This is a genomic window from Serratia sp. CoH_122_TC_1, assembly GCF_058191755.1.
In genome coordinates this window covers 89132-114399 of sequence record NZ_JBXWLA010000009.1, presented here as the reverse complement: position 1 = coordinate 114399, position 25268 = coordinate 89132, and the positions used below count along the sequence as shown (strand labels likewise).

19 protein-coding genes are annotated in these 25268 nt (G+C 53.6%); 12 read left to right on the top strand and 7 right to left on the bottom strand.

Going from position 1 to position 25268, the window contains the following annotated elements; genetic code table 11:
- The 3 genes from ilvI to leuO all read right to left on the bottom strand — a co-directional run bounded on the left by ilvI (position 1) and on the right by leuO (position 5258).
- On the bottom strand, positions 1 to 1719 hold the full coding sequence (ilvI, locus tag AC2FC2_RS13395; protein WP_209635057.1) for an acetolactate synthase 3 large subunit: 1719 nt from the start codon (positions 1717 to 1719) through the stop codon (positions 1 to 3).
- Positions 1720 to 2041: 322 nt separating this feature from the next.
- Complete coding sequence (locus AC2FC2_RS13390) at positions 2042 to 3844, bottom strand: AMP-dependent synthetase/ligase (protein ID WP_490308629.1); 1803 nt, start codon at positions 3842 to 3844, stop codon at positions 2042 to 2044.
- Positions 3845 to 4310: 466 nt separating this feature from the next.
- A complete protein-coding gene (gene leuO, locus AC2FC2_RS13385) occupies positions 4311 to 5258 on the bottom strand; it encodes a transcriptional regulator LeuO (RefSeq protein ID WP_490308631.1) in 948 nt (315 codons plus the stop codon).
- An 889-nt stretch (positions 5259 to 6147) separates the two neighbouring features.
- On the opposite strand from leuO, the gene leuA reads away from it, so the two are divergent.
- Genes leuA through leuD form a run of 4 tightly spaced genes read left to right on the top strand, consistent with a single transcriptional unit; the run spans position 6148 to position 10830 of the window.
- Positions 6148 to 7722, top strand: coding sequence for a 2-isopropylmalate synthase (leuA, locus tag AC2FC2_RS13380; RefSeq protein ID WP_209635051.1), 1575 nt, complete (start codon positions 6148 to 6150; stop codon positions 7720 to 7722).
- Positions 7723 to 7724: 2 nt separating this feature from the next.
- Positions 7725 to 8816, top strand: a complete 1092-nt coding sequence (gene leuB, locus AC2FC2_RS13375) for a 3-isopropylmalate dehydrogenase (protein WP_209635049.1) — start codon at positions 7725 to 7727, stop codon at positions 8814 to 8816.
- Between the two features lies 1 nt (position 8817).
- Complete coding sequence (leuC, locus tag AC2FC2_RS13370; protein ID WP_265555791.1) at positions 8818 to 10218, top strand: 3-isopropylmalate dehydratase large subunit; 1401 nt, start codon at positions 8818 to 8820, stop codon at positions 10216 to 10218.
- A gap of 9 nt (positions 10219 to 10227) precedes the next feature.
- Complete coding sequence (gene leuD / locus AC2FC2_RS13365) at positions 10228 to 10830, top strand: 3-isopropylmalate dehydratase small subunit (RefSeq protein ID WP_037420776.1); 603 nt, start codon at positions 10228 to 10230, stop codon at positions 10828 to 10830.
- Between the two features lie 111 nt (positions 10831 to 10941).
- Here the strand turns inward: leuD and AC2FC2_RS13360 are convergent, their stop codons facing one another.
- The 3 genes from AC2FC2_RS13360 to sgrT form a co-directional block, all read right to left on the bottom strand.
- Complete coding sequence (locus AC2FC2_RS13360; protein ID WP_209635043.1) at positions 10942 to 12414, bottom strand: DASS family sodium-coupled anion symporter; 1473 nt, start codon at positions 12412 to 12414, stop codon at positions 10942 to 10944.
- Between the two features lie 142 nt (positions 12415 to 12556).
- The gene (locus tag AC2FC2_RS13355) at positions 12557 to 13762 is read right to left on the bottom strand and encodes a sugar efflux transporter (protein WP_490659378.1); all 1206 of its coding nucleotides are present in this window, start codon (positions 13760 to 13762) and stop codon (positions 12557 to 12559) included.
- A gap of 159 nt (positions 13763 to 13921) precedes the next feature.
- Positions 13922 to 14095: a glucose uptake inhibitor SgrT gene (gene sgrT / locus AC2FC2_RS13350; RefSeq protein ID WP_490659377.1), complete on the bottom strand. Its 174-nt coding sequence runs from the start codon at positions 14093 to 14095 to the stop codon at positions 13922 to 13924.
- A gap of 90 nt (positions 14096 to 14185) precedes the next feature.
- Here sgrT and sgrR point away from each other — a divergent pair, with 90 nt between their 5' ends.
- From sgrR to ilvN, 7 genes are all read left to right on the top strand, one after another.
- Positions 14186 to 15847 (top strand): HTH-type transcriptional regulator SgrR, encoded by a 1662-nt coding sequence (gene sgrR, locus AC2FC2_RS13345; protein WP_209635037.1) that lies wholly within the window; start codon positions 14186 to 14188, stop codon positions 15845 to 15847.
- A gap of 317 nt (positions 15848 to 16164) precedes the next feature.
- A complete protein-coding gene (gene thiB / locus AC2FC2_RS13340) occupies positions 16165 to 17151 on the top strand; it encodes a thiamine ABC transporter substrate binding subunit (RefSeq protein ID WP_490308634.1) in 987 nt (328 codons plus the stop codon).
- Complete coding sequence (gene thiP, locus AC2FC2_RS13335) at positions 17127 to 18734, top strand: thiamine/thiamine pyrophosphate ABC transporter permease ThiP (protein ID WP_490659376.1); 1608 nt, start codon at positions 17127 to 17129, stop codon at positions 18732 to 18734. Before thiB ends, thiP begins: the two co-directional genes overlap by 25 nt.
- Complete coding sequence (gene thiQ / locus AC2FC2_RS13330) at positions 18721 to 19425, top strand: thiamine ABC transporter ATP-binding protein ThiQ (RefSeq protein ID WP_490659375.1); 705 nt, start codon at positions 18721 to 18723, stop codon at positions 19423 to 19425. The genes thiP and thiQ overlap by 14 nt, the downstream gene beginning before the upstream one ends.
- An 88-nt stretch (positions 19426 to 19513) precedes the next feature.
- On the top strand, positions 19514 to 19627 hold the full coding sequence (ivbL, locus tag AC2FC2_RS13325) for an ilvB operon leader peptide IvbL (protein ID WP_218167600.1): 114 nt from the start codon (positions 19514 to 19516) through the stop codon (positions 19625 to 19627).
- 111 nt (positions 19628 to 19738) lie between these two features.
- A complete protein-coding gene (gene ilvB / locus AC2FC2_RS13320) occupies positions 19739 to 21433 on the top strand; it encodes an acetolactate synthase large subunit (RefSeq protein WP_490659374.1) in 1695 nt (564 codons plus the stop codon).
- A 3-nt stretch (positions 21434 to 21436) separates the two neighbouring features.
- Positions 21437 to 21730 carry an acetolactate synthase small subunit gene (ilvN, locus tag AC2FC2_RS13315; RefSeq protein WP_037420755.1) on the top strand — a complete coding sequence of 98 codons (294 nt, stop codon included), beginning with the start codon at positions 21437 to 21439 and terminating at the stop codon, positions 21728 to 21730.
- Positions 21731 to 21757: 27 nt separating this feature from the next.
- Here the strand turns inward: ilvN and AC2FC2_RS13310 are convergent, their stop codons facing one another.
- Positions 21758 to 22528, bottom strand: coding sequence for a DedA family protein (locus AC2FC2_RS13310; RefSeq protein WP_209635028.1), 771 nt, complete (start codon positions 22526 to 22528; stop codon positions 21758 to 21760).
- A 184-nt stretch (positions 22529 to 22712) separates the two neighbouring features.
- On the opposite strand from AC2FC2_RS13310, the gene AC2FC2_RS13305 reads away from it, so the two are divergent.
- Positions 22713 to 25076: a DNA polymerase II gene (locus AC2FC2_RS13305; RefSeq protein WP_404760398.1), complete on the top strand. Its 2364-nt coding sequence runs from the start codon at positions 22713 to 22715 to the stop codon at positions 25074 to 25076.
- Positions 25077 to 25268: the final 192 nt, after the last annotated feature.

The following is a 25268-nucleotide window of genomic DNA, read 5'->3' as shown; positions in this document are numbered from 1 at the left end:
TCAGGTCCTCTCCGTTTTGCTTAACCACATTTCGTCCATGCTTCCACCACGAATCTGCATTGGATAGACATGTTCGGTTTCATCGACGGTCACATCGACAAATACCAGGCGTTCTTTTTCGGCCAGCGCCTGCGCCAGCTTGCTTTCCAGCTCATCCGGCGTACGAATGGCAATGCCTACGTGGCCGTACGCCTCTGCCAGCTTGACAAAGTCCGGCAGGGAATCCATATAAGATTGAGAGTGGCGGCCGGAGTAAATCATGTCTTGCCACTGTTTCACCATACCCAGATAACGGTTGTTCAGGTTCACTACGATCACCGGCAGGTTGTATTGCAGTGCGGTGGACAGTTCCTGAATGTTCATCTGGATGCTGCCGTCGCCGGTCACGCAGACCACAGTTTCGTCAGGCAACGCCAGTTTTACACCCAGTGCCGCCGGCAGACCAAAGCCCATGGTGCCAAGCCCACCGGAGTTGATCCAACGACGCGGTTTGTCGAATGGATAGTAAAGTGCGGCGAACATCTGGTGCTGACCGACATCGGAGGTCACATAAGCATCCCCTTTTGTCAGCCGGTGCAGGGTTTCGATCACTGCCTGCGGTTTAATGGTACCGCTGTTTTTGTCGTAGCCCAGGCAGTCGCGCGCGCGCCACTGCTCAATTGACTGCCACCAATCACGCAATGCGTCGTGATCCTGCGCTTTGTCTTCCTGCGCCAACAGCTCCAACATCTGGGTCAACACCTGTTTGGCATCGCCGACAATGGGAATATCGGCGTCAACCGTCTTGGATATTGACGTAGGGTCGATGTCGATGTGCAGTACGGTTGCGTCCGGACAGTATTTGGCCAGATTATTGGTAGTACGATCGTCAAAACGCACGCCGACGGCAAAGATCACGTCGGAATTGTGCATGGTTTTGTTGGCTTCATAAGTCCCGTGCATACCGAGCATGCCAACGCTCTGGCGATGCGTACCAGGAAACGCGCCCAACCCCATCAGGGTACAGGTGACCGGCAGACTCAGTTTTTCTGCCAGTTCCAACAGTTCTGCGTCGCAGGCGGAGTTGATCGCGCCACCACCGACATACATGACGGGTTTTTTGGCCGACAAAATGGTGTGCAATGCGCGTTTGATCTGCCCACGATGCCCCTGCACCGTTGGATTATAGGAACGCATACTCACTTCATCCGGGTAAGCATAAGGCATTCTCACCGCAGGGCCCACGATGTCCTTCGGCAGGTCAATCACGACGGGACCAGGACGGCCCGTAGAAGCCAGATAAAAAGCTTTCTTCAGTACGCCGGGAATATCTTCGGTGCGTTTCACCAAGAAGCTGTGCTTTACCACCGGACGGGAAATCCCGACCATGTCACATTCTTGGAAAGCATCGTAACCAATCAGTGAGCTGGGAACCTGGCCGGAAAGCACCACCATAGGGATAGAGTCCATATAGGCAGTCGCAATACCCGTGATCGCATTGGTTGCCCCGGGGCCGGACGTCACCAACACCACCCCCACTTCACCGGTCGCACGTGCATAGCCATCGGCCATATGCACGGCACCTTGCTCATGACGAACCAATATATGATCGATTCCTCCAACCGTATGCAGGGCGTCGTAAATATCGAGCACCGCCCCGCCGGGATAACCGAATACATGCTTAACGCCCTGATCAATCAACGATCGGACGACCATCTCGGCTCCTGACAACATCTCCATGGGTTTGCCTCCAGGCTAACTTATTCTTATCTGGCGCCGGAACGTGACGCCTGCTGTGGGGCAATACCCCAAAATTTTTATGGATTGACTATAACCCATTAACATAACGTCAGAATATGAGGCAGGCAAACGGCAAAATGACGCAACGAGTGAAGGGTTACTGCTACAGGCTGGGGATCGGGGAATTTACAGAAACAATGCACTAGCCACGGGCAAATCAAGCTAGGCATTGTTTCAGTCAGGCGAGGAATTACAGAACTATATCAGGCAAGGATTATGCTGTTTTTTTCGCCGAACAATCCGCCCGGCGACAATAGCGGATCTACTCCTGGTACATAGAATCGATTTCACGCTGATAGCGCTGTGAAATGACCTTGCGGCGCAGTTTCAGCGTTGGCGTCAATTCGCCCAACTCCATAGAGAAAGCGGCAGGCAACAAGGTAAACCTTTTTACCTGTTCAAAACGCGCCAGCTCTTTTTGCATCTCACGCAGGCGGCTTTCAAACATGTCCAGGATATGGCTATTGCGCAACAGCTCGATACGATCCTGATACTTCAGGTTGATGGACTTGGCGTACTCTTCCAGAGACTCAAAGCTGGGCACAATCAAAGCAGAAACAAATTTACGCGCATCGGCGATGATAGCCACCTGTTCGATAAAACGATCCTGTGCCAACGTGCCTTCCAGCATCTGCGGCGCAATATACTTACCGCCAGAGGTTTTCATCAGATCTTTAAGGCGCTCGGTAATGAACAGGTTACCGCCTTCATCAATGGCGCCGGCGTCACCCGTTTTCAGCCAACCGTCTTCAGTAAAGCTGTCAGCCGTTTCCAATGGTTTATTGAAATAACCACGCATCACTATTGGACCACGTACCTGGATTTCATTCTCCTGCCCAATACGCACTTCAATTCCCGGTAAGGGTTTACCAATTGAGCCAAAGCGGAAGTCACTTTCTTCCCAACAGGAAACGGTGGCGCACGTCTCAGTCATGCCATAACCGTACTTGATGTTAACGCCCATCGCCTGAAAGAACAGAATGACGTTGTCGTCAAGTTTGGCACCTGCCGCTGGCAAGAAACGCACCCGCCCGCCAAGAATGCCACGTAGCTTACTCAGCACTAGCTTATCGGCCCAGCGATGGGAAAGATCAAACAGCTTACCTAAAGGTTTACCGGCGCGTTCCTGCAAGAATTTGCGCTCACCGCAGACAATGGCCCAATGGAACAGCGCACGACGCAGCCAAGGCGCACGTGCCACCTTTTCATGCACTGCACTGAAGATTTTTTCATAGAAACGCGGCACGGCGCACATCAGTGTCGGACGCACCGACGCCATGGCTTCACGCACCCAGTCGGTATTGGGCAAAAATACGTTCTGGGCGCCGGAATGCATGATAAAAAAGCTCCAGGCGCGTTCAAACACATGTGACATTGGCAAGAAACTGAGAGAAACATCCTCTTCATTCACCGTCAGTCGCTCATCGTGCAGGTAAAGTTGCGCAGCCAGATTACGATAATCCAGCATGACCCCTTTTGGTTCACCGGTGGTGCCAGAGGTATAGATCAGTGTGAACAGATCGCCCAAATCGCAATCGGCGATACGCTGCTGCCGCTGCGATTCAACAGCGGCAAGGTCAGCTTCACGCTCGAAGGTACTCAGGTGCTGTGCAATTTCACAGCCGTGCAGATCGACAGCGTCATCAAACACAATAATGTGGCTTAGTTGCGGGCATACGCCACGCAATGCAATAGCGGCATCCAATTGGGCCTGCTCACCAACAAACAGAATGCGTACATCAGCATCATTGATGATAAAAGCCGCCTGAGCCGCCGTGTTAGTGGCATACAGCGGCACGCTAACGCCACGCAATTGCAGAATCGCCAAATCAACCAGTGACCAAGCCATGCAGTTGTTGGCAAAAATGGCGATACGTTCCTGTACGTCAATGCCCAATGCCAGTAACGCACTCGCGATGTGACTGATATGCGCGTCGACCTGTCGCCAGGTCAGCTGTGTCTCACCATCAGGTGACCATTGGCGAAAAGCTGTGCGATCGGCACGGTGGGAAACTTGATGCTGTATACGGTGAGTTAAATGGTATTGCAGCAGATTATTGATCATAGCGCTCTAAGCCTGAAATGAATCAAACAGTTAACCTTGGGCAGGACGACATATCCCGCATCTCAGCTTACACGTGTTTACTTTTTTTCGCGCAGTCTACCTACTCTCTGGCAGCGGGAAAAGAGATTTCAGCGTCGAAGTGTGCGCCAAAACCAAGATTAATTTCATCACGTCCATTCATTTGGACAGAAAGAAGGTTAAAAGGTTTGATTCAGGCTACGAAATGCATGTCAGGCAGCAGCACCTTACCAACAGGTAAAAACACCAATCGTAATTAAAATATCAGGATATAATTTCGCATTGAAAAACTTTGCTAAAACTATCGAAAAAATAAAGAAGTGGTTAATGAAAAAGACTTAACTCAAGATATATCTTAGATAAGCCCAAGGTAATTCCTAATAAACAAACAGCAAAAATTATTCCCCCAATCGGGAGATAGCCGCCTTAGGGGGTAATAACCCGTTACTTACTCAGTGGTCTCGGGCTGACTCAGCATGGATTTCAACCATTGATGCCCCTTATCGCGTTCGGCTGATTCATGCCAAGAAAGATAGCATGTTACTTTTTCCTCAATCCAAGGCAAGGGAATACATCTTAACTGTAATTTTTCGGCTTGCTGCTGAGCTAACCAAGCAGGAACAATAGCCACCATGTCTGTATTGGAGACAATGCTCAGTACACTATATAAGTCCGTACACTGCTGGGTGATGACACGCCGCATCGTTTCTTTTATATAGTAAGGTTTACTGAATGAATAGAACCCCTCAAGCGATACTACAGCGTGCTGTTCCGATAAAAGTTGTTCCTGTGTGATGTTAGCGTCAATTCTCGGATGTTTCTGGGCTAAGACTAACGTCAGCTCATCCTCAAAAAGCACAACATTGTTAAACTCTGTAGATTCAAAGTTTGCATAACCAATGACAAACTCCACATCCTGATAACGCAATTGGTTGTCAATGTTACTTGTTATATAAGAATTTATTTTCAAATGTATTTGCGGTGCCATTTCTTTCACGCGGTTGATTATTGCCGCCCCCAAACGCAAATCAAGCGGGCTGCACAATGCAACAGAGAAAATGCGCTCGCTGGTCACAGGCTCAAATTCCGCCCCTGGCAATTCATTTTGCACAAGCTGCAACGCCTGGCGCATCGGGCCAAACAGCTGTTTGGCACGCACTGTGGGCTGAATGCCGCGCCCACATCGCACAAAAAGCTCGTCATTAAACATCAGTTTCAAACGCGCGACAGCGTTACTCACCGCGGGTTGTGACATCCCCAAAAAGCTTGCCGCCCGCGTAATGTTCTGCATTTGCATAACCGCGTCAAACACCGTGAGCAGGTTCAGATCGACGCTACGCAGGTGTATTTCACTCACACATTGATCAATAACAACCTCTGAATTTAATTCCGACATATCTCACTCCACTAAGTCCTATTTAGATAACTCAAACGAATATAATCAAAACAATGATTGAAACATCACTCTCTGAATCACACACGAAAAGTTAGTTGCCCATCGCCCTCTATTTAAAAATTGGCTTGAGCATCATCCCATATAAAAACGTGATTAAAGATTAAATACTGACGTATATCTCGATTATTTTCTTGGTTGCAGACAGAAAAACCGCATTAAAAACCCAACAAACAGTCACAATATAACTCGCAGTTATAACATCACCTGACACACTCACCATTAACTGTTCATACCCAAGAAAATAAAATACAAAAGCATAACCTGTCAAACATCTGATTCTTACCTATTGATAGCCAGATCGTCTAACACATTCACTGGAACAATAAAAAGCACAAACACATTGACAATAGGAATGCAAAAAATCAAAAACACTCTTTTAGTCTCGCGAGAGCGATGGTTACGCACTTTCAATATTAACCAAATGTAAATCAGAAGCAATTACGACAATATATATTCAGTTAATTTATGCTAAGAGGCCCGCAAATCACTCATGATTTTTTCTCTGGCAACATCATTTTTTACCGAATTATCGTCTAAAGCGTTACGCCGTTAACCACGTATGTAAAGACTATCCCCATTTTCAATCAGGTGTTGACAGCGCCAAGCCAATAACGTATCAAATTAGACAACGACATTATTTTGAGAACGTGAACCGCTATGAACCGTACACATCGTCTACTAGGCCTACTACTTAACGCATCTTCTTTGCGCGGTATGCCAGTGGACGAAGTTCAGAGCTGATTCAGCCCACGACATAACAAACCCGCGCTACTGCGCGGGTTTTTTTTTACCCGCTTAGCGTGAAATAAACACGATAAGGAACGCCCTGATGAGCCAACAAGTCATTATTTTCGATACAACGCTGCGTGATGGTGAACAAGCGCTGCAAGCCAGTCTGAGCGTGAAAGAGAAGATTCAGATAGCGATGGCACTGGAAAGAATGGGGGTCGACGTCATGGAAGTCGGTTTCCCAGTCTCTTCACCGGGTGATTTCGAATCGGTGCAAACCATCGCCCGTCAGATCAAAAATAGCCGTGTGTGTGGATTGGCCCGATGCGTCGATAAAGATATCGACGTCGCGGCCGAAGCATTGCGTGTCGCCGAAGCCTTTCGTATTCACGTCTTCCTGGCCACCTCAACCCTGCACATCGAATCAAAGTTGAAGCGTTCGTTCGATGAAGTGCTGGAGATGGCGATTCGGTCAGTGAAACGTGCTCGCAATTACACAGACGACGTAGAGTTCTCTTGTGAAGATGCAGGCCGTACTCCCATCGATAATCTGTGCCGTGTGGTGGAAGCGGCGATTAATGCTGGCGCGACAACGATCAATATCCCGGATACCGTGGGTTACACCACGCCGAACCAGTTTGGCGGCATCATCAGCACCCTGTACAACCGCGTCCCCAATATCGATAAAGCCATTATTTCTGTCCATTGCCATGACGATTTGGGTATGGCAGTCGGCAACTCTATCGCCGCGGTGCAGGCAGGTGCGCGCCAGGTTGAAGGGACGTTGAACGGCATTGGTGAGCGTGCAGGCAACACCTCGTTGGAAGAAGTGATCATGGCGATCAAAGTGCGCCAGGACATCATGAACGTGCACACCAATATCAACCACCAGGAAATTTTCCGCACCAGTCAAATTGTCAGCCAGTTGTGTAACATGCCGATCCCGGCCAACAAGGCGATCGTGGGCTCCAATGCTTTCGCACACTCATCCGGTATCCACCAAGATGGTGTCCTGAAGAACCGTGAAAACTACGAAATCATGTCACCGCAGACCATTGGTCTGAAAGATGTGCAACTGAACCTGACCTCCCGTTCCGGTCGTGCTGCGGTAAAACACCGTATGGAAGAAATGGGCTATAAGGAACAGGACTATAACCTGGACAACCTGTACGCCGCATTCCTGAAGCTGGCCGACAAGAAAGGCCAAGTGTTCGATTACGATCTGGAAGCATTGGCCTTCATTAATAAGCAGCAAGAAGAACCAGAGCATTTCAGCCTGGACTATTTCAGCGTCCAGTCAGGTAGCAGCATCATGGCGACCGCATCGGTGAAATTGATCTGTGGTGAAGAAGAAAAAGCCGAAGCGGCCACAGGCAACGGCCCGGTTGACGCAGTTTACCAAGCTATCAATCGCATTACCGGTTACCCAATCGAGTTGGTGAAATACCAGTTAACGGCCAAAGGTCAAGGCCGTGATGCACTGGGCCAGGTTGATATTGTCGTGTCCTACAACGGTCGTCGCTTCCACGGCGTGGGCCTTGCGACCGACATCGTGGAATCCTCAGCCAAGGCGATGGTTCACGTATTGAATAATATTTGGCGCTCTCAGCAGGTAGAAAAAGAAAAACAGCGTCTGCAGCAAAGCAAACATCAAAATAATCAGGAAACGGTGTGAACATGACGAAGACTTACCACATTGCCGTCTTACCCGGAGACGGAATCGGCCCAGAAGTAATGGCCCAGGCGCGTAAAGTGTTGGACGCAGTGCGTCAGCGCTTTGATATCCGCATCACCGAAGCCGAATATGACGTCGGTGGCATCGCCATCGACCGTCATGGCAGCCCACTGCCCCAGGCTACCCTTGCGGGTTGTGAGCAAGCCGATGCTATTCTGTTTGGCTCCGTGGGTGGCCCGAAATGGGAACACCTGCCCCCCGCCGAACAACCAGAACGCGGCGCGTTACTGCCACTGCGTAAGCACTTCAAGCTGTTTAGTAACCTGCGTCCCGCGCGTTTGTACCAAGGCTTAGAAGAATTCTGCCCACTGCGCGCCGACATCGCCGCCCGGGGATTCGATATTTTGTGCGTGCGCGAACTGACCGGCGGTATTTACTTTGGCCAGCCGAAAGGCCGTGAAGGCCAAGGCATGCAGGAACGTGCTTTCGACACTGAGGTCTATCACCGTTTCGAGATTGAACGCATTGCACGCATCGCCTTTGAATCCGCCCGTAAGCGTCGCAACAAAGTCACCTCTATCGACAAAGCCAACGTCCTGCAAAGCTCAATCCTGTGGCGGGAAGTGGTCAATCAGGTTGCTAAAGATTACCCGGACGTGTCGCTGTCGCACATGTACATCGACAACGCCACCATGCAGCTGATTAAAGATCCGTCCCAATTCGACGTGCTGCTGTGCTCCAACCTGTTCGGCGACATCCTGTCCGACGAATGCGCCATGATCACCGGTTCAATGGGCATGCTGCCATCCGCCAGCCTGAACGAGCAAGGTTTCGGTCTGTATGAGCCGGCTGGCGGTTCTGCGCCAGACATCGCGGGTAAAGGTATCGCTAACCCAATCGCTCAGATTCTGTCGGCCACCCTGCTGTTGCGATACAGCCTGGGTGCCGCCGACGCGGCTGATGCCGTAGAGCGCGCGATAAACCAGGCGCTGGAACAGGGCTACCGCACCGCCGATCTGGCCGGTACAGGTAACGCCATCAGCACCGATGAAATGGGCGACATCATCGCCCGCTTTGTAGCTCAGGGGGCATAACATGGCCAAGACCTTATATCAAAAGCTGTACGATGCCCACGTGGTGTACGAAGCCCCAAACGAAACGCCGCTGTTATACATCGACCGTCATTTGGTGCACGAAGTCACTTCGCCACAGGCGTTTGATGGCCTGCGCGCCATGGGCCGCAAAGTTCGTCAACCGGGCAAAACGTTCGCCACCATGGATCACAACGTCTCGACCCAAACCAAAGACATCAACGCCAGCGGCGAGATGGCACGAATTCAAATGCAGGAGCTGATCAAGAACTGTGCTGAATTCGGTGTCTCCCTGTACGATCTGAACCACCCGTTCCAGGGTATCGTGCACGTCATCGGCCCTGAACAGGGCATGACGCTGCCGGGCATGACCATCGTGTGCGGAGACTCCCACACCGCAACGCACGGCGCCTTTGGCTCGCTGGCATTCGGTATTGGCACCTCGGAAGTCGAACACGTACTGGCGACCCAGACCCTGAAACAGGGTCGCGCCAAGACGATGAAAATTGAAGTCGCCGGCGACGCAGCCGAAGGCATTACCGCCAAGGACATTGTGCTGGCGATCATCGGCAAAACTGGCAGCGCTGGCGGTACAGGTCACGTAGTGGAATTCTGCGGCAAAGCGATTGAAGCGCTGAGCATGGAAGGCCGCATGACCCTGTGCAACATGGCGATTGAAATGGGGGCCAAGGCCGGGCTGGTTGCACCGGACGACACCACCTTTGATTACCTGAAGGGCCGCCAGTTTGCGCCGACCGGCAGCAACTGGGAACAGGCTGTCGCTTACTGGCGTACGATGAAGTCCGATGATGACGCCAAATTCGATACCGTGGTGACCTTACGCGCAGAAGATATTGCGCCACAGGTCACCTGGGGTACTAACCCAGGCCAGGTGATCGCCGTCAATCAGGTGATCCCTGCACCGGAATCCTTTAGCGATCCTGTCGAACGAGCCTCTGCCGAGAAGGCACTGGCCTACATGGATCTCAAACCGGGTATCAAACTGACTGAAGTGCCGATCGACAAAGTGTTTATCGGTTCTTGCACCAATTCGCGCATCGAAGATCTGCGTGCCGCAGCGGCGATCGCCAAGGGACGCAAGGTTGCCAACGGCGTTCAAGCTATCGTGGTGCCCGGCTCCGGCCCAGTAAAGGCGCAGGCAGAGGCTGAAGGCTTGGATAAAATCTTTATTGAAGCCGGTTTTGAATGGCGTCTGCCGGGTTGCTCAATGTGCCTGGCAATGAACAACGACCGTCTGAACCCCGGCGAACGCTGTGCATCCACCAGCAACCGTAACTTTGAAGGGCGTCAGGGCCGTGGTGGCCGTACGCACCTGCTCAGCCCTGCTATGGCTGCTGCGGCTGCCGTTGCCGGTCATTTCGCCGATATCCGTGATATTCACTAAGGGGCTAACGTGTCTAAATTTACTCAGCATATCGGTTTAGTCGTCCCTCTGGACGCGGCTAACGTCGATACCGACGCCATCATCCCAAAACAGTTTTTACAGAAAGTCACGCGCACAGGTTTCGGCCAGCATCTGTTCAACGACTGGCGTTTTCTCGACGATGCCGGTCAACAACCGAACCCAGAGTTCGTGCTGAACAAACCGCGTTACAAGGGGGCCAGTATCCTGCTGGCGCGTGAAAACTTTGGCTGTGGCTCCTCACGTGAGCATGCGCCGTGGGCACTGACCGATTACGGTTTTAAAGTCGTGATTGCACCAAGCTTCGCTGATATCTTCTATGGCAACTCGTTCAACAACCAGTTGTTACCTGTCACACTGAGCGAACAAGAAGTCGATGAATTGTTCAAACTGGTGGCAGACAATGAAGGCGTCGAGTTCGTGGTCGATCTGGAAAATCAGACCGTCAACGCTGGCGGTAAAAGCTATCCATTCGAGATTGACAGCTTCCGCCGCCACTGCATGATCAACGGGCTGGACAGTATTGGTTTGACGCTGCAACACGAGGCCGATATTTCCCGCTACGAAGCGCAGCAGCCTGCGTTTCTGAACTGATCATCGGCTAAGACTCCCAATACGGCAAGGCGCCCCCTGGAGCTGAGTAAACTCAGTGGCAGGGGGCCCCTTACACAACCCAAACAGCGGCAGTTTCAAGTATGACGGGTATCACCAATAACCCAGCCACTTCCACCACGCCCCACCAATCAAAATCCAAATCAACAGGTTAACCACGCTCATCACCCAACCGGCTTTCCACCACTCCCCTAGCGTCACATAGCCAGAGCCGAAAATAATCGGTGCTGTTCCCGTGCCATAGTGAGTCAGTGACATCATCAGTGAAGAAGAGAACGCCAGGATCAGTCCCAGCAATGCAGGCGGGGCACCCAGCGCAACACCAGCAGCAAAGAACGCGGCGAACATGGCAGTGACGTGTGCGGTGGTGCTGGCGAAAAAGTAATGCGAGTACAGATAGATAATGGTCAGCAGTACCGTGCCACCGACCCAGCTCATGCCCATGTGATCGATACCGTTGCCCACCGTTTGCGACAGCCAACTGATCAATCCCAACTTACCAAGGAAACTGGCCATCATCACCAGCGCTGAGAACCACACGACGGTATCCCAAGCGCCCTTGTGTTTCAGCACGTCTTCCCAGCTCAACACCCCCGTAGCCAATAGCACCGCCAGGCCAATCAGCGCCGCAGTGGTTGGGTTTACCGACAAGGCCGGTCCAAAGATCATCGCCGGGATACCTGCCCACATCACCAATAACAAGGCAAACACCGCCAAGGTGATTTTCTCGGGTAATGTGATGTGTCCCAATGCCTGCAGTTTTTCACGGGCGAAAAGTGGTGCATCCGGGGTACTTTTCACGTCCGGTGGATACAACAGGTAAATCACCAATGGCATAACGATAAGCGAGCACAATCCCGGTACCAAAGCCGCAACAGCCCACATAGACCAGGAGAGTTCAAAGTTGCCATGGGTGCCTTTGGCAATCAAACTGACGATCAAGGGGTTAGGTGCCGTAGCGGTAATAAACATCGCAGAAGTGATAGGGTTGATATTGTAATTTACCAATGACAGATAGCGGCCAATTTTACCGGAGGTATTCAACTCGGGTTTGGAGCCAAAGCTATCGGCGATCGATCTCATGATCGGGTGGATAATCCCGCCGCCACGGGCCGTATTGCTTGGCGTTACCGGTGCCAACGTGGTCTCAGCCAGCGTCAATGCATAGGCGATCCCCAGCGTCTTTTTGCCAAACAGCGAAATAAAGTAATAGCCAATACGTGCACCTAACCCGGTTTTGTTCAGGCTAAGAGAAATCATAATCGAGAAACCAATCAGCCAGATCAATTGGTTGGAAAATCCACTCAGCGCGTCATTCAGCGCCGCGCCTGGATTGCCGGGATGGGTAACGCCGGTCACGGCCACCAGCGCAATGGCCACCACTGAAACGGCACCGATCGGCATCGCTTTGCCGATGATGGCAATAATGGTGCCGATAAACAGCGCCAGCAAATGCCAGGCATTGGGCTCTACCCCATCAGGCACAGGGATCACAAACCAAATTAGCAAAGTCGCAGCGAGGGCACACAGAGAAGGGACAGGTTTGAGCGGTGTTAGTTTATCCATAACATACCCACTTTTCTAAACGGATCGGCATCTCAGCAACAAGATGGGCGGGAGCGCAGCAGTCACGCTCCGTGTTCCATTTAGCTTGGGGGGTTGGCGTCATGTTCTCAATGACATGCGTCAATGTTGCTGACGTTAAAACTCACACTTCCGGCACGCGAGCGCTCACCCATAACGCCACTACAGCCAGGACGGTCGCGAACCAATACACCGCATAATGGCCCAGATTTTCCACCAATGCCCCCTGCAGTACACCCGCCAAAATCACACCGGTAGAAATGCTGTTGGTAAACAACGTCGTCGCTGCCCCCGGCCGTCCCGGCATCAGGTCCTGGAAATACAGCATGCCGATGCCAGCGATAATGCCAATAAATATGGCGTTGAATAGCTGTAGCACCATCAGTGCCAGCTTGAATTTAAACATCACCAACCCGGCATAAAACAAAATACCCGCTGCCACAGCAAACAGCATCATGTTGCGCTTGCCGAAGCGTTTGACGTAATAGCCAGCCAGCAGCATTGCCGGGATCTCCAACCCCGCCGCTGTCCCCATCAGCAGACCCGCCAGATTCTCCGGTAGCCCCAAATCCGCGGTAATGTAGAGCGGCATATCGATGATATACATCGTATTGCACGTCCACATCAGCATCGAGGCGATAAACAAGCGCCGCACATCAGGGTTACGCCAGGCACTCACGGGGGCAATAGGGGCAGAGGCCGTATTGGCAAGCGCATCGTCCTGTGCTTGCTGCCCAGCACGCGGCACTGATGGCAAGGTAAACCACACCAATAGTGCACAGACAGCAAAGGTTGTCGCCGCAATCACGAACATCACGGTAAATCCATAAGTCAGCGCCAGCGTAAACGACAGCGGCGGACCAATCACCCATGCCAGCGACAATTGCGCACGCATCACCGAGCTGAACATCACGACTTCACGCGCCGAGCTGTCAGCATATTCTCGCGCCAGCGCGAAAATTTGCGGCATCGCCGTATTGGCAATAGCCGACAACAGCACACCGGCGGTAATCAGCGTCAAATAGTCACGATTGAAGGCAAACAGCAGACAGTTGCCGATCGCCATAACACAGCACATCAGAATCAACTTACGCCGGTCACCCTGCGTATCCGAACGCTTGGCCAACAGAAAACTGACGGCAATACCGACAATGGCATTAACGGTGTAGAACAGGCCAACCCATAACGGTCGTACCTTAACTTCAGTGGTCAGGAACAGGCTCAGCGTCGGCGCCAAGAGTGCCCCGGCAATGCCGGAAAGAAACGCGATCAGCAGGAAAGCGGCAAAGACAGGATTAAAGCGGCGTGGCAGCCAGCGCTGGCGTTTCATATCATCGTTCCCTGGCCCTAAAGCGGAAGACAGAACCTTAGGCTACGGGAGAAAAATTGCAAGAACATCCCCATGGCCCACAATAAAAAAACCAGTGGGTATGACCCCACTGGCTGGTGAACAACACCATTACTCAGAAACACTTTCATTACCGTAGCCTCAGAGGTGCTCGCGGTATTGCTTGTCCGTCATGCTCTTAATGTCCCACTGGGTCAGGTGGGCCAACATGTCCAATCGTGCCTGTTCAGGCACCTGGCCCAGCCAGTCGGCGTGCTGCCGGCGTACCGCACTGAAGTAGCGCTGATAGAACTGTTTTGACAAGAAAACTTTCATCCGTCGCCCTCCCCCTTTCATTGAGGAAAATTATCGGCGTAATATAGGGAAAGATAAATTGATGAGTTGATGCCGGAGCGTTCCTCTTTTATGTCCACCTCCAGATTGCAACAGCAGTTCATTCGCCTGTGGCAACGCTGCCATGGCGAGCCGACAGAGACCACGCTGCAAGAACTGGCCGACGCGCTCACCTGCTCACGTCGTCACGTGCGTTCGCTACTTGGGGCCATGCAGCAGCAAGGCTGGCTGACCTGGCAAGCGGAATCGGGTCGCGGCAAACGTTCGCGGCTCACCTTCCACTATACTGGCCTGGCATTGCAGCAGCAGCGGGCGGAAGACCTGTTGGAACAAGACCGCATCGATCAACTGGTGCAATTGGTCGGCGATAAAAATGTGGTGCGACAGATGCTCCTCTCGCAACTGGGGCGCAGCTTTCGTCAGGGTAAACACATTCTGCGTGTGCTCTACTATCGCCAGTTATACAACCTGTTGCCCGGTTCGGCGTTACGACGTTCGGAAACCCATTTGGCACGGCAGATTTTCAGCGGACTGACGCGTATAAATGAGGAAAACGGGGAACTAGAATCAGATCTCGCGCATCATTGGCAAGCGTTAACACCGCTGCACTGGCGTTTTTATCTACGTCCGGCGATCCATTTTCACCATGGCCGTGAACTGGAAATGGAGGATGTCATCAGCACGCTCAGTCGGTTGACACCGCAGCCCCTGTTTTCCCATATCGAGCGAGTGACGTCACCGACGCCATACGTGATTGACGTGCACCTGCTCAGCCCCGACTACTGGCTCCCCTGGTTGCTGGGCTCTGTGCACGCCATGATCCTCCCACGTGAGTGGCAGAGTCTGCCAGAGTTCTCACGCCATCCAATCGGCACCGGGCCGTACAGTGTGGAACGGAACCACCGCAGTCAGATGAAAATTCACGCCTTCGACGATTACTTTGGTTACCGGGCACTGATCGATGAGGTAAATATCTGGGTATTGCCGGAAGTGACAGAAGAACTGGTACATTCAGGCGTACAACTGCAAGCTGACGATACCGGCAAAAATGAGCTGGAAAGCCGATTGGAAGAAGGCTGCTATTTCCTGTTGTTCGATCAACGTTCCCCATTGGCGGCAGATCCGGCCATTCGCAGTTGGCTGTGTGAGTTGATTAACCCCATTTCACTGCTGAGCAACGCCGGGCCTATCTACCAACGCTATTGGTCTCCCGCCTATGGCATTTTGCCGCGCTGGCATCATAACCGTGCGCTGGCCCTGCAACCCAAACCACCTGGATTAACCGAACTGACGCTGACCTTCTACAGCGAACACTCGGAATTCCATGCCATTCAACAGGCGATCGAACCTTTGCTGGCGCAGCAGGGTATCAAGCTGAAGATTCAGAGCGTCGATTACGACACCTGGCACAAAGGCGATGCGATCAGCGATGTGTGGCTAGGCAGCGCCAACTTCTATCTGCCGCTGGAATTCTCACTGTTCGCCACGCTGTATGAGTTGCCGCTAATGCAGCACTGCATGAATGAAGATCTCGCAGAGGATGCGATGTTATGGCGCGCCAATGCCTTACCGCTGGCCGATTTTGGTCAACGCCTGGTCAGCAGTCATCAGTTGCATCCGCTGTTCCACCACTGGCTACAGCTACACGGTCAACGGAGTATGCGCGGCGTGCGGATGAACACCCTCGGCTGGTTTGATTTTAAATCCGCGTGGTTTGCGCCACCGGAAGCATAAGCATCTTTCACCAGCGCGCGTTAGTCTTTACAATGGCGCCGTCTCAACGGGGTGCAAAAAACGAATTATTGCTGAGATATACCCAAAATAATTGAAGTTGCAGGTAGGCGGCAAACGAGCGAATCCCCAAGAACATAAAATTCCTATGTGACTGGGGAGAGAGAGAAGCCAACACCGCTGCAACGTCAAGTATGAAGGGTATAAACCCGTCGAACCTGATCCGGTCAATACCGGCGGAGGGATTTGAGCCTAGCGAACCGGCAGCCGCCATTCGCCCCCTCAGATACCTTTGCCCCCTAAATGTTCAGGAGTGCAAAGTGGTCAAAAAAAGCCTGCCCTTATTACTGTTGTTGAGCGCCGCACCGGTGTTCGCCAAACCCACGCTGACGGTCTATACCTATGATTCTTTCGCTGCCGACTGGGGCCCTGGCCCGGCAGTCAAAAAGGCCTTTGAGGCCCAGTGCGACTGTGAGCTGAAATTCGTTGCCCTGGAAGACGGTGTCTCACTGCTTAACCGTTTACGCATGGAAGGCAAAAACAGTGCCGCCGACGTGGTTCTGGGATTGGACAACAACCTGCTGCAGGCCGCGCAACAAACCGGTTTATTCGCGCCAAGCGGCGTTAACAGCGCAACCTTGAGTGTGCCTGGCGGCTGGCAGGATAAAACCTTCGTGCCTTACGACTACGGTTACTTTGCCTTTGTTTACAATAAAGAAAAACTGAAGAACCCACCCACAAGCCTGCGAGAACTGGTCGACAGCGATCAAAAATGGAAAGTGATTTACGAAGATCCGCGCACCAGTACTCCGGGCCTGGGCCTGCTGCTGTGGATGCAGAAAGTCTATGGTGACAAAGCCCCCGAAGCTTGGCAGAAACTGGCGAAAAAAACCGTCACCGTGACAAAGGGCTGGAGTGAAGCTTACGGTTTGTTCCTGAAAGGTGAAGGCGATCTGGTGCTCAGCTACACCACCTCCCCTGCCTATCATCTTATTGAAGAGAAGAAAGACAGCTACGCTGCGGCCAATTTTAGCGAAGGCCACTATCTGCAAGTCGAAGTGGCGGGCAAACTCAAAGCCAGCAAACAACCGGCGCTGGCCGAGCGCTTTATGCAATTTATGGTCACTCCGGCGTTCCAGAACACCATTCCAACAGGCAACTGGATGTACCCGGTGATCAAAACCCAATTACCCGCAGGTTTTGAGCAAATGACTGTACCGCAGACAGCGCTGCAATACAGTGCAGAAGACGTGGCTAAACAACGCGGCAACTGGATCCGAGCATGGCAAACCGCCGTCAGCCACTGATCCCGCATTGGCTATGGCCGGGGCTACTGGCCGCCGGTCTGATCCTGACCATCGCCGTATTGGCGATGGGTTCTCTGTGGCGACACGCGCCGGAAAGCGACTGGCGCGGCCTGTGGCAAGACAGCTACCTGTGGCATGTGGTCCGTTTCACCTTCTGGCAGGCGTTGCTGTCTGCACTGATTTCGGTGCTGCCCGCAATCCTATTGGCACGTGCGCTATACCGCCGCCGTTTTCCTGGTCGTCAACTGCTGCTGCGGTTGTGTGCCATGACGCTGGTGCTGCCCGTACTGGTAGCCGTATTCGGCTTGCTCAGTGTGTATGGCCGACAAGGCTGGTTGGCCGCGCTATGCGGCTGGCTCGGCATCGACTACAGTTTCTCCCCTTACGGCCTGCAGGGCATCCTGTTAGCCCACATGTTCTTCAACCTGCCTCTAGCGACCCGGCTACTGTTACAGGCACTGGAAAACATTCCGGTCGAGCAACGCCAACTGGCGGCCCAGCTTGGCATGAGCGGTTGGCAGCAATTCCGCTTTGTCGAGTGGCCAGCGCTGCGTCGTCAAATTCTGCCGAGCGGTGCGCTGATCTTTATGTTGTGCTTCGCCAGCTTCGCCACCGTGCTATCACTGGGAGGCGGGCCGCAAGCCACCACCATCGAACTGGCTATCTATCAGGCACTCAGTTATGACTACGATCTCAGCCGTGCAGCACTGCTGGCTCTTATCCAACTGGCATGCTGTCTGGGCCTGGTGGTGCTCAGTCAGCGTTTGAGTCAGGCGCTGCCCGTTGGCAGCACCCATGCCCACCGTTGGCGCAATCCGGAAGATAGCCTGTGGCGACGCACCAGTGATGTTCTGCTGATTACCGCCGCGCTGCTGTTACTGTTACCCCCGCTGCTGGCCGTCATTACCGACGGGGCCAATCAAACACTGGTCAGCGTTCTACAACAACAGGTGCTCTGGCAGGCGTTGTTCACCTCGCTACGCATCGCGCTCGGTGCAGGCGCACTCTGTGTCATGCTGACGATGATGCTGTTGTGGAGTAGCCGTGAATTAAAGCTGCAACAGCGATTACGCTTTGGCCATACGTTGGAACTGAGCGGCATGGTGATCCTGGCAATGCCGGGTATCGTGCTGGCTACCGGCTTCTTCTTGTTGTTAAGCGATACCCTGGGGCTACCGCAATCGCCCTATGCGCTGGTTATCCTCACCAATGCGTTGATGGCAGTGCCTTATGCGTTGAAAGTGCTGGAAAACCCCATGCGCGACCTCGCTGAACGTTACAACCCGCTGTGTTTGTCACTGGATATCCACGGTTGGCAACGGCTACGCTGGATCGAACTCAAAGCGTTACGCCGCCCACTGGCACAGGCGTTAGCCTTCGCCTGCGTATTGTCACTCGGGGATTTTGGCGTGGTGGCCCTGTTCGGCAACGAGCACTTCCGTACGCTACCTTTTTACCTGTATCAACAGATTGGCGCCTATCGCAGTAATGACGGCGCGGTCACCGCACTGTTGCTGCTACTGTTGTGCTTCCTACTGTTTACCTTGATCGAACGTTTACCAGGCCGCCATGATAGATCTTGAAAAACTGACCTACCTGTATGAACACCTGCCCATGCGCTTTGATCTGCGCATTGAGCCGGGCGAACGTGTCGCGGTGCTTGGCCCCAGCGGGGCAGGAAAAAGCACGCTTCTTAGCCTGATCGCCGGATTCCTGTCTGCCACCTGCGGCAAGCTGCGGCTCAATGGCAGCGACCACACCACTACGCCACCGGCTAAACGCCCCGTCTCTATGCTGTTTCAGGAAAATAACCTGTTCGCCCATTTGACGGTGGCACAGAACATCGGATTAGGTCTGGATCCCGGATTGCGGCTGAAGGAAGAACAGAAGCAACAGTTGGCACACATCGCGCGACAAGTGGGATTGGAAGAACATTTGACGCGCCTGCCGTCACAGCTATCCGGTGGCCAGCGCCAGCGTGCAGCCTTGGCCCGCTGTCTGATCCGTCAACAGCCTATCCTGTTGCTCGACGAGCCTTTCTCAGCGCTCGATCCCGCACTGCGCAATGAAATGTTGCAGCTACTGCAGGAGGTTTGCGACCAGCGATCCCTGACATTACTGATGGTTTCCCACAATCTGGATGATGCCGCGCGGATCGCGCCGCGCACCTTACTCGTGGTTGACGGTCGCATTTATTATGACGGCCCGACGCTGGCGCTACTGGACGGCAGCGCCCCAGAGGCCAAGGTACTCGGCATCGCGAACAAAGCGTGATCTGACGCGCGTTTTTTATGCTGTGAAAATAAACCTGTTGTGCGAATTTTGCGCCTGTGGTTTTATAAAAACCTGACTTTTTTTACTGATGATAAGGTTCCCTGTGATCGCATCCTCGCTGACTTCGACCCTACTAATTACCGCGCTACCAGCCGCGGTGGTCGTCGTGCGTGTGGTGGTGGTCGTCGGCAATGCGCCGTAGGGTCCGAATCAACGCATCGATTCCCAAACCCCGCCGGCGCAAACCGGGCGGGGTTTTTAGTTTTAGCCCCCTGCCCAGAAAAGCGAACCGGCCTTGAGAAAGGATAGGAACATGGCAATTTCGGGCACGCCACATCAAGGTAACCGCTTCACTGGCGCACAGCTGATCGTTCATCTGCTGGAACGGCAGGGTATTACCACCGTCGCCGGCATTCCCGGTGGTGCAGCACTGCCACTGTATGATGCACTGGGCCAAAGCACTCGCATTCACCACGTACTGGCACGCCACGAACAGGGCGCAGGCTTTATGGCACAAGGCATGGCGCGTGCTAACGGCAAAGCGGCGGTGTGCATCGCCTCTAGCGGACCGGGTGCAACCAACCTGGTCACCGCCATCGCCGACGCCAAGCTCGATTCCATTCCGCTGGTATGTATCACCGGCCAAGTGCCTTCCTCGATGATCGGCACCGACGCTTTCCAGGAAGTGGATACCTACGGCATCTCGATCCCTATCACCAAGCACAACCATTTGGTACGCGATATCCGCGAATTGCCGCAAGTGATCTGCGATGCATTCCGTATCGCAGAGTCCGGTCGCCCAGGTCCAGTGTGGATCGACGTGCCTAAAGACGTACAAACTGCGGTTATCGATTTGGATGAGTTGCCCCCGATCGCCATTCCCGATGCGGCTCCCGCCTTTGAAGCCTCCGCGGTGGCTCAGGCTGCGACAATGATCAACCAGGCCAAGCGCCCGGTGCTGTATCTGGGTGGCGGTATCATCTGCGCCAATGCCTACCAACAGGCGGTTGAATTGGCCGAACGCGCCAACTTGCCCACCACCATGACGCTGATGGCACTCGGCGCCATGCCGGTTCAGCATCCGCTGTCGCTGGGTATGCTGGGGATGCATGCGGCACGTAGCACTAACTTTATCCTGCAAGAAGCCGATCTGCTGATCGTACTGGGCGCCCGCTTTGACGATCGGGCGATTGGCAAAACCGAACAGTTTTGCCCGAACGCCAGCATCATCCATGTGGATATCGACCGTGCCGAACTGGGTAAGGTAAAACAGGCCAATATTGCCATTCATGCCGACGTTGGTCAGGTGTTGCAGCAACTGTTACCACTGATTGAGGCACAGCCACGCAGTGAATGGCTGGACACCGTCAACGGCCTGAAGCGCGAGTTCCCGTTCAGTATGCCGAACGCCGAAGACCCGCTGAGCCATTACGGGCTGGTGCTCGCTGCCGCACGCTGTGTAGATGACAGCGCCATTATCACCACCGACGTGGGCCAGCATCAGATGTGGGTAGCACAAGCCTATCCGCTGAGCCGTCCGCGCCAGTGGCTGACCTCTGGTGGACTCGGGACCATGGGCTTTGGCCTACCAGCCGCAATTGGCGCCGCGTTGGCAGAACCACAGCGTAAAGTGCTGTGCTTTTCCGGTGACGGTAGCCTGATGATGAACATTCAGGAAATGGCTACTGCCGTCGAACACAATCTGGACGTGAAAATTATCCTGATGAACAACCAGGCGTTGGGGCTGGTACATCAACAGCAAACCCTGTTTTATCAACAGCGCATTTTTGCCGCCGCCTACCCCAAGCGCACCGACTTTATCAAGATTGCTGCCGGTTTCGGGTTGGACACCTGCGATTTAAACGCCGCGGAAGATCCACAGGCAGCTCTCGCAGAAGCGCTCCAGCGCCCAGGGCCTTGTCTGATCCACGCGCTGATCGATATCAATGAAAAAGTCTTCCCGATGGTGCCGCCGGGTGCCGCTAATATCGACATGATTGGAGAATAAGCCATGTCAGAACAATACAATAACCCGCAGGTGATCCTGGAACTGACGGTTCGTAACCATCCCGGCGTGATGTCGCATGTGTGCGGTCTGTTCGCCCGCCGCGCCTTTAACGTGGAAGGCATTCTGTGTCTGCCGCTGAAAGACGGTAAACAGAGCCGCATCTGGCTATTGGTGGCGGACGATCAACGACTGATGCAGATGATAAGTCAGGTAGAGAAACTCGAAGATGTATTGCAAGTAAAACGCCACAGCGAGGACGTGCGGGTGTTCGAACAGTTAGAGGCATTCTTCCAGTAATGCACAAAGGGGCGTTACGCCCCCTTGTTATTGTCCTGCTAATACCTTCCACAAGAGGTGCCGATAAACCGGCATCAGTGGTTGCAGGGACAGATAATAAAAGGTACCGAGCGCCAGGATCCAACTCAGCACGCAGGCCATCCGCAGGCGCACCGGCGACAGCCAGTTGCTCAAGCGGTCGGCGCTGCGCTTGCCTTCACGCCACCAACGCCAGCTCAGCCAGACGGCAAGCCAAACCAGCATCACCACCGCAAACAGCAACCATTTGAATAACGCACTGTTGGCGCTGGCAGGAATGTCGATCGCCACGCCGGCCAGAATACCCGGGAAAAAATAGACCGGTGGCCAGGTGATGCAGCCGATAATGTTCGGCAATGCGAATTTGTACGGCGGTAAATCCAGCATCCCGGCGACCATCGGCACCAGTGGACGCGTCGGGCCAATAAAACGGCCAATCAGAATGGTCGCCATACTGTGCTGATGTAGCGCATGCTCGGTTTTGTCGAGCATCGCCTTGTTCTTTTTCAGGAATGACCACCGGTGCAACGGCCCCTTGAAGGCACGACCGATAAAGTAAGAGATCCAGTCGCCCAGCAAGCAACCGGCAATGCCTGCCGCCCAGGCGTAATAGAAGTCAACCTGACCACTCCCAATCAAGGCGCCGATACTGGCCATCATCACCGTGCCGGGCAACAACAACCCAACCAACGCCAACGACTCCAAAAACGCGACAAGCATGACGACCATCAGAGTGAAAGCCAAAGACTGGGTAATTAAATGCTGTAAATAGGCTTCCATTAAACCTCTGCTGGTTATCCAAAGCGCGTGGGCGTGGGATTGTCAGGTGCAGCCGGGAACGAGTCAACCGGTGAATTGTAGGGTTTTTTGGCAGGACTGCACGGCAATGGACAATGACTGTATAAAAACCCATACTGTAATTTATGTCCTTCTCCCTTTAGCTTAGCCTCTCAGGAACAGCGTGATGTCACTCCAACAGGGTTTCCTGCTCACCCGCCACTGGCGTGATACGCCGGCTGGCACCGAGGTGGAGTTTTGGCTGGCGACCGACAATGGGCCACAGCAAATTCGCCTGTCGCCGCAGACCTCCGTCGCCTTCATTCCTGTCGAACAGCGCCAACGTGCTGAGCTGTTGCTGCGCGAAGAGCGGCAATGGGAGCTAAAACCCTTACCGCTGACTGATTTTCATCACCGCCCGGTCCTGGGGCTGTACTGCCGCCAACACCGTCAGTTGATCAAACTGGAAAGGCTGCTGAAAGACGGCGGCGTCAATGTCTACGAAGCCGATATTCGCCCGCCGGAACGCTACCTGATGGAACGCTTTATCACCGCGCCGGTGTGGTTCAGTGGCCAACCGAATGGCAGTGGCCCCCTGCTCAACAGTAAAATGAAACCCGCACCAGAATACCGCCCTGTACTGAAGCTGGTCTCGCTGGACATTGAAACCACCGCTCACGGTGAGCTGTACTCTATTGCACTGGAAGGCTGCGGACAGCGCCAGGTCTACATGCTTGGGCCAGCCAACGGTGGCAATGAGACGCTAGATTTTGCTCTGGAGTACTGCGTAAGCCGCCCGCAGATGTTAGAACGCCTGAACCAGTGGCTGGAACAGCACGACCCCGACGCCATCATTGGCTGGAATCTGGTGCAGTTTGATCTACGCGTACTGCAAAAACACGCCGAGCGCTACCAGATCCCATTACGGTTAGGCCGTGGGGGTAACCCGCTCGAGTGGCGTGAACACGGTTTCAAACAAAATCACTTTTTCGCCTCCGCCGCCGGTCGATTGATTATCGATGGCATCGAAGCGTTGAAATCTGCCACCTGGAACTTCCCTTCTTTTAGTCTCGAGCACGTGTCTCAGACACTGCTGGGGGAAGGCAAGTCTATAGACAACCCTTATCAGCGGATGGCCGAAATCGACCGACGCTTCGCCGAAGATAAACCGGCACTGGCACGCTACAACTTAAAAGATTGTGAGCTCGTGACGCGGATTTTTGCCAAAACCGAGTTGCTGACCTTTCTGCTGGAGCGCGCCACGGTCACCGGGTTAGCGGCTGATCGCAGTGGCGGTTCGGTCGCGGCCTTCAGCAATCTGTATATGCCACGCATGCACCGGCTGGGTTTTATCGCCCCCAACCTCGGCGAACAGCCAGAAGAACACAGCCCCGGCGGTTTTGTGATGGATTCACAACCCGGCCTGTATGATTCAGTGCTGGTGCTGGATTACAAAAGTCTGTATCCGTCGATCATCCGCACCTTTCTGATCGATCCGGTCGGGCTGGTGGAAGGCATGCAACACCCGAGCGATGTCGATTCAGTGCCCGGTTTCCGCAACGCGCGCTTCTCACGTAGCAAACACTGCCTGCCGGCGATCGTCGAGCAGATCTGGCAGGGGCGTGAAACGGCAAAACGTCAGCAGAACAAAGCGTTATCCCAGGCATTGAAGATCATCATGAATGCGCTGTATGGCGTATTGGGATCGAGCGGTTGCCGCTTTTTCGATCCCCGCCTGGCCTCGTCGATCACCCTGCGTGGCCACGAGATCATGCGCCAAACGCGTGAACTGATCGAAGCACAGGGGTACCAGGTCATCTACGGCGATACAGATTCCACCTTCGTTTGGCTCAAGCAACCCCATGACGAGCAGCAGGCCGCCCAAATCGGCAGGACGCTGGTTGAGCACGTAAACCAATGGTGGCAACAACATTTACAGGCGCAGTATGGGCTGGATAATGCCTTGGAGCTGGAGTTCGAAACCCATTACTCGCGCTTCCTGATGCCGACCATTCGTGGTGCCGAACAGGGCAGTAAAAAACGCTATGCTGGGCTGATCGCAAGCGCTGATGGCCGTGAAGAGATGGTTTACAAAGGCCTTGAAACCGTGCGCACCGACTGGACACCGCTTGCGCAGCAGTTTCAGCAACTGCTCTACCAACGCATTTTTAAAAGGCAGCCGTATCAGGATTTTGTGCGGGAATACGTGAGCCAAACACTGAACGGCGATTTCGACGATCGGCTCGTTTACCGCAAGCGCCTGCGCAGGAGACTGGACGAATATCAGCGCAACGTACCGCCACATGTCCGTGCTGCACGCATCGCCGACGACTATAATCGTCAGCAGGGCCGGCCGCTTCAATACCAGAATGGCGGCTGGATCAGCTATGTCATGACCGTTGCCGGGCCAGAGCCGCTGGAGACCCAGCAATCGGCAATTGATTACCCCCATTATCTGGAGCGCCAGTTACAACCCGTGGCAGACGCTATACTCCCATTCTTGCACGACGATTTTACCACGCTGGTGACCGGGCAAATGGGGTTGTTTTGACATTCAGCCCGTCCCGCGGGCTTTGGCGAAGGGTTAAGAAAAATCATCAGGTTTTGCAGGTGACGAACGCGTCGCCTTCCATTACCATAGCGCCCTTCCCAAATTCTGGACCACACTTCACCCATGCCGTCTAACGATGTATGCATGGGATGAATAGCTATTGCCCGCCATATAAAAATAAATCGGGATTAG

Coding starts and splice junctions, on each gene's coding strand:
- ilvI (WP_209635057.1), bottom strand. CDS start 1,719: ATGGAGATGTTGTCAGGAGCCGAGATGGTCGTCCGATCGTTGATTGAT.
- AC2FC2_RS13390 (WP_490308629.1), bottom strand. CDS start 3,844: ATGATCAATAATCTGCTGCAATACCATTTAACTCACCGTATACAGCAT.
- leuO (WP_490308631.1), bottom strand. CDS start 5,258: ATGTCGGAATTAAATTCAGAGGTTGTTATTGATCAATGTGTGAGTGAA.
- leuA (WP_209635051.1), top strand. CDS start 6,148: ATGAGCCAACAAGTCATTATTTTCGATACAACGCTGCGTGATGGTGAA.
- leuB (WP_209635049.1), top strand. CDS start 7,725: ATGACGAAGACTTACCACATTGCCGTCTTACCCGGAGACGGAATCGGC.
- leuC (WP_265555791.1), top strand. CDS start 8,818: ATGGCCAAGACCTTATATCAAAAGCTGTACGATGCCCACGTGGTGTAC.
- AC2FC2_RS13360 (WP_209635043.1), bottom strand. CDS start 12,414: ATGGATAAACTAACACCGCTCAAACCTGTCCCTTCTCTGTGTGCCCTC.
- AC2FC2_RS13355 (WP_490659378.1), bottom strand. CDS start 13,762: ATGAAACGCCAGCGCTGGCTGCCACGCCGCTTTAATCCTGTCTTTGCC.
- sgrT (WP_490659377.1), bottom strand. CDS start 14,095: ATGAAAGTTTTCTTGTCAAAACAGTTCTATCAGCGCTACTTCAGTGCG.
- sgrR (WP_209635037.1), top strand. CDS start 14,186: ATGTCCACCTCCAGATTGCAACAGCAGTTCATTCGCCTGTGGCAACGC.
- thiP (WP_490659376.1), top strand. CDS start 17,127: ATGGCAAACCGCCGTCAGCCACTGATCCCGCATTGGCTATGGCCGGGG.
- thiQ (WP_490659375.1), top strand. CDS start 18,721: ATGATAGATCTTGAAAAACTGACCTACCTGTATGAACACCTGCCCATG.
- ivbL (WP_218167600.1), top strand. CDS start 19,514: ATGATAAGGTTCCCTGTGATCGCATCCTCGCTGACTTCGACCCTACTA.
- ilvB (WP_490659374.1), top strand. CDS start 19,739: ATGGCAATTTCGGGCACGCCACATCAAGGTAACCGCTTCACTGGCGCA.
- ilvN (WP_037420755.1), top strand. CDS start 21,437: ATGTCAGAACAATACAATAACCCGCAGGTGATCCTGGAACTGACGGTT.
- AC2FC2_RS13310 (WP_209635028.1), bottom strand. CDS start 22,528: ATGGAAGCCTATTTACAGCATTTAATTACCCAGTCTTTGGCTTTCACT.
- AC2FC2_RS13305 (WP_404760398.1), top strand. CDS start 22,713: ATGTCACTCCAACAGGGTTTCCTGCTCACCCGCCACTGGCGTGATACG.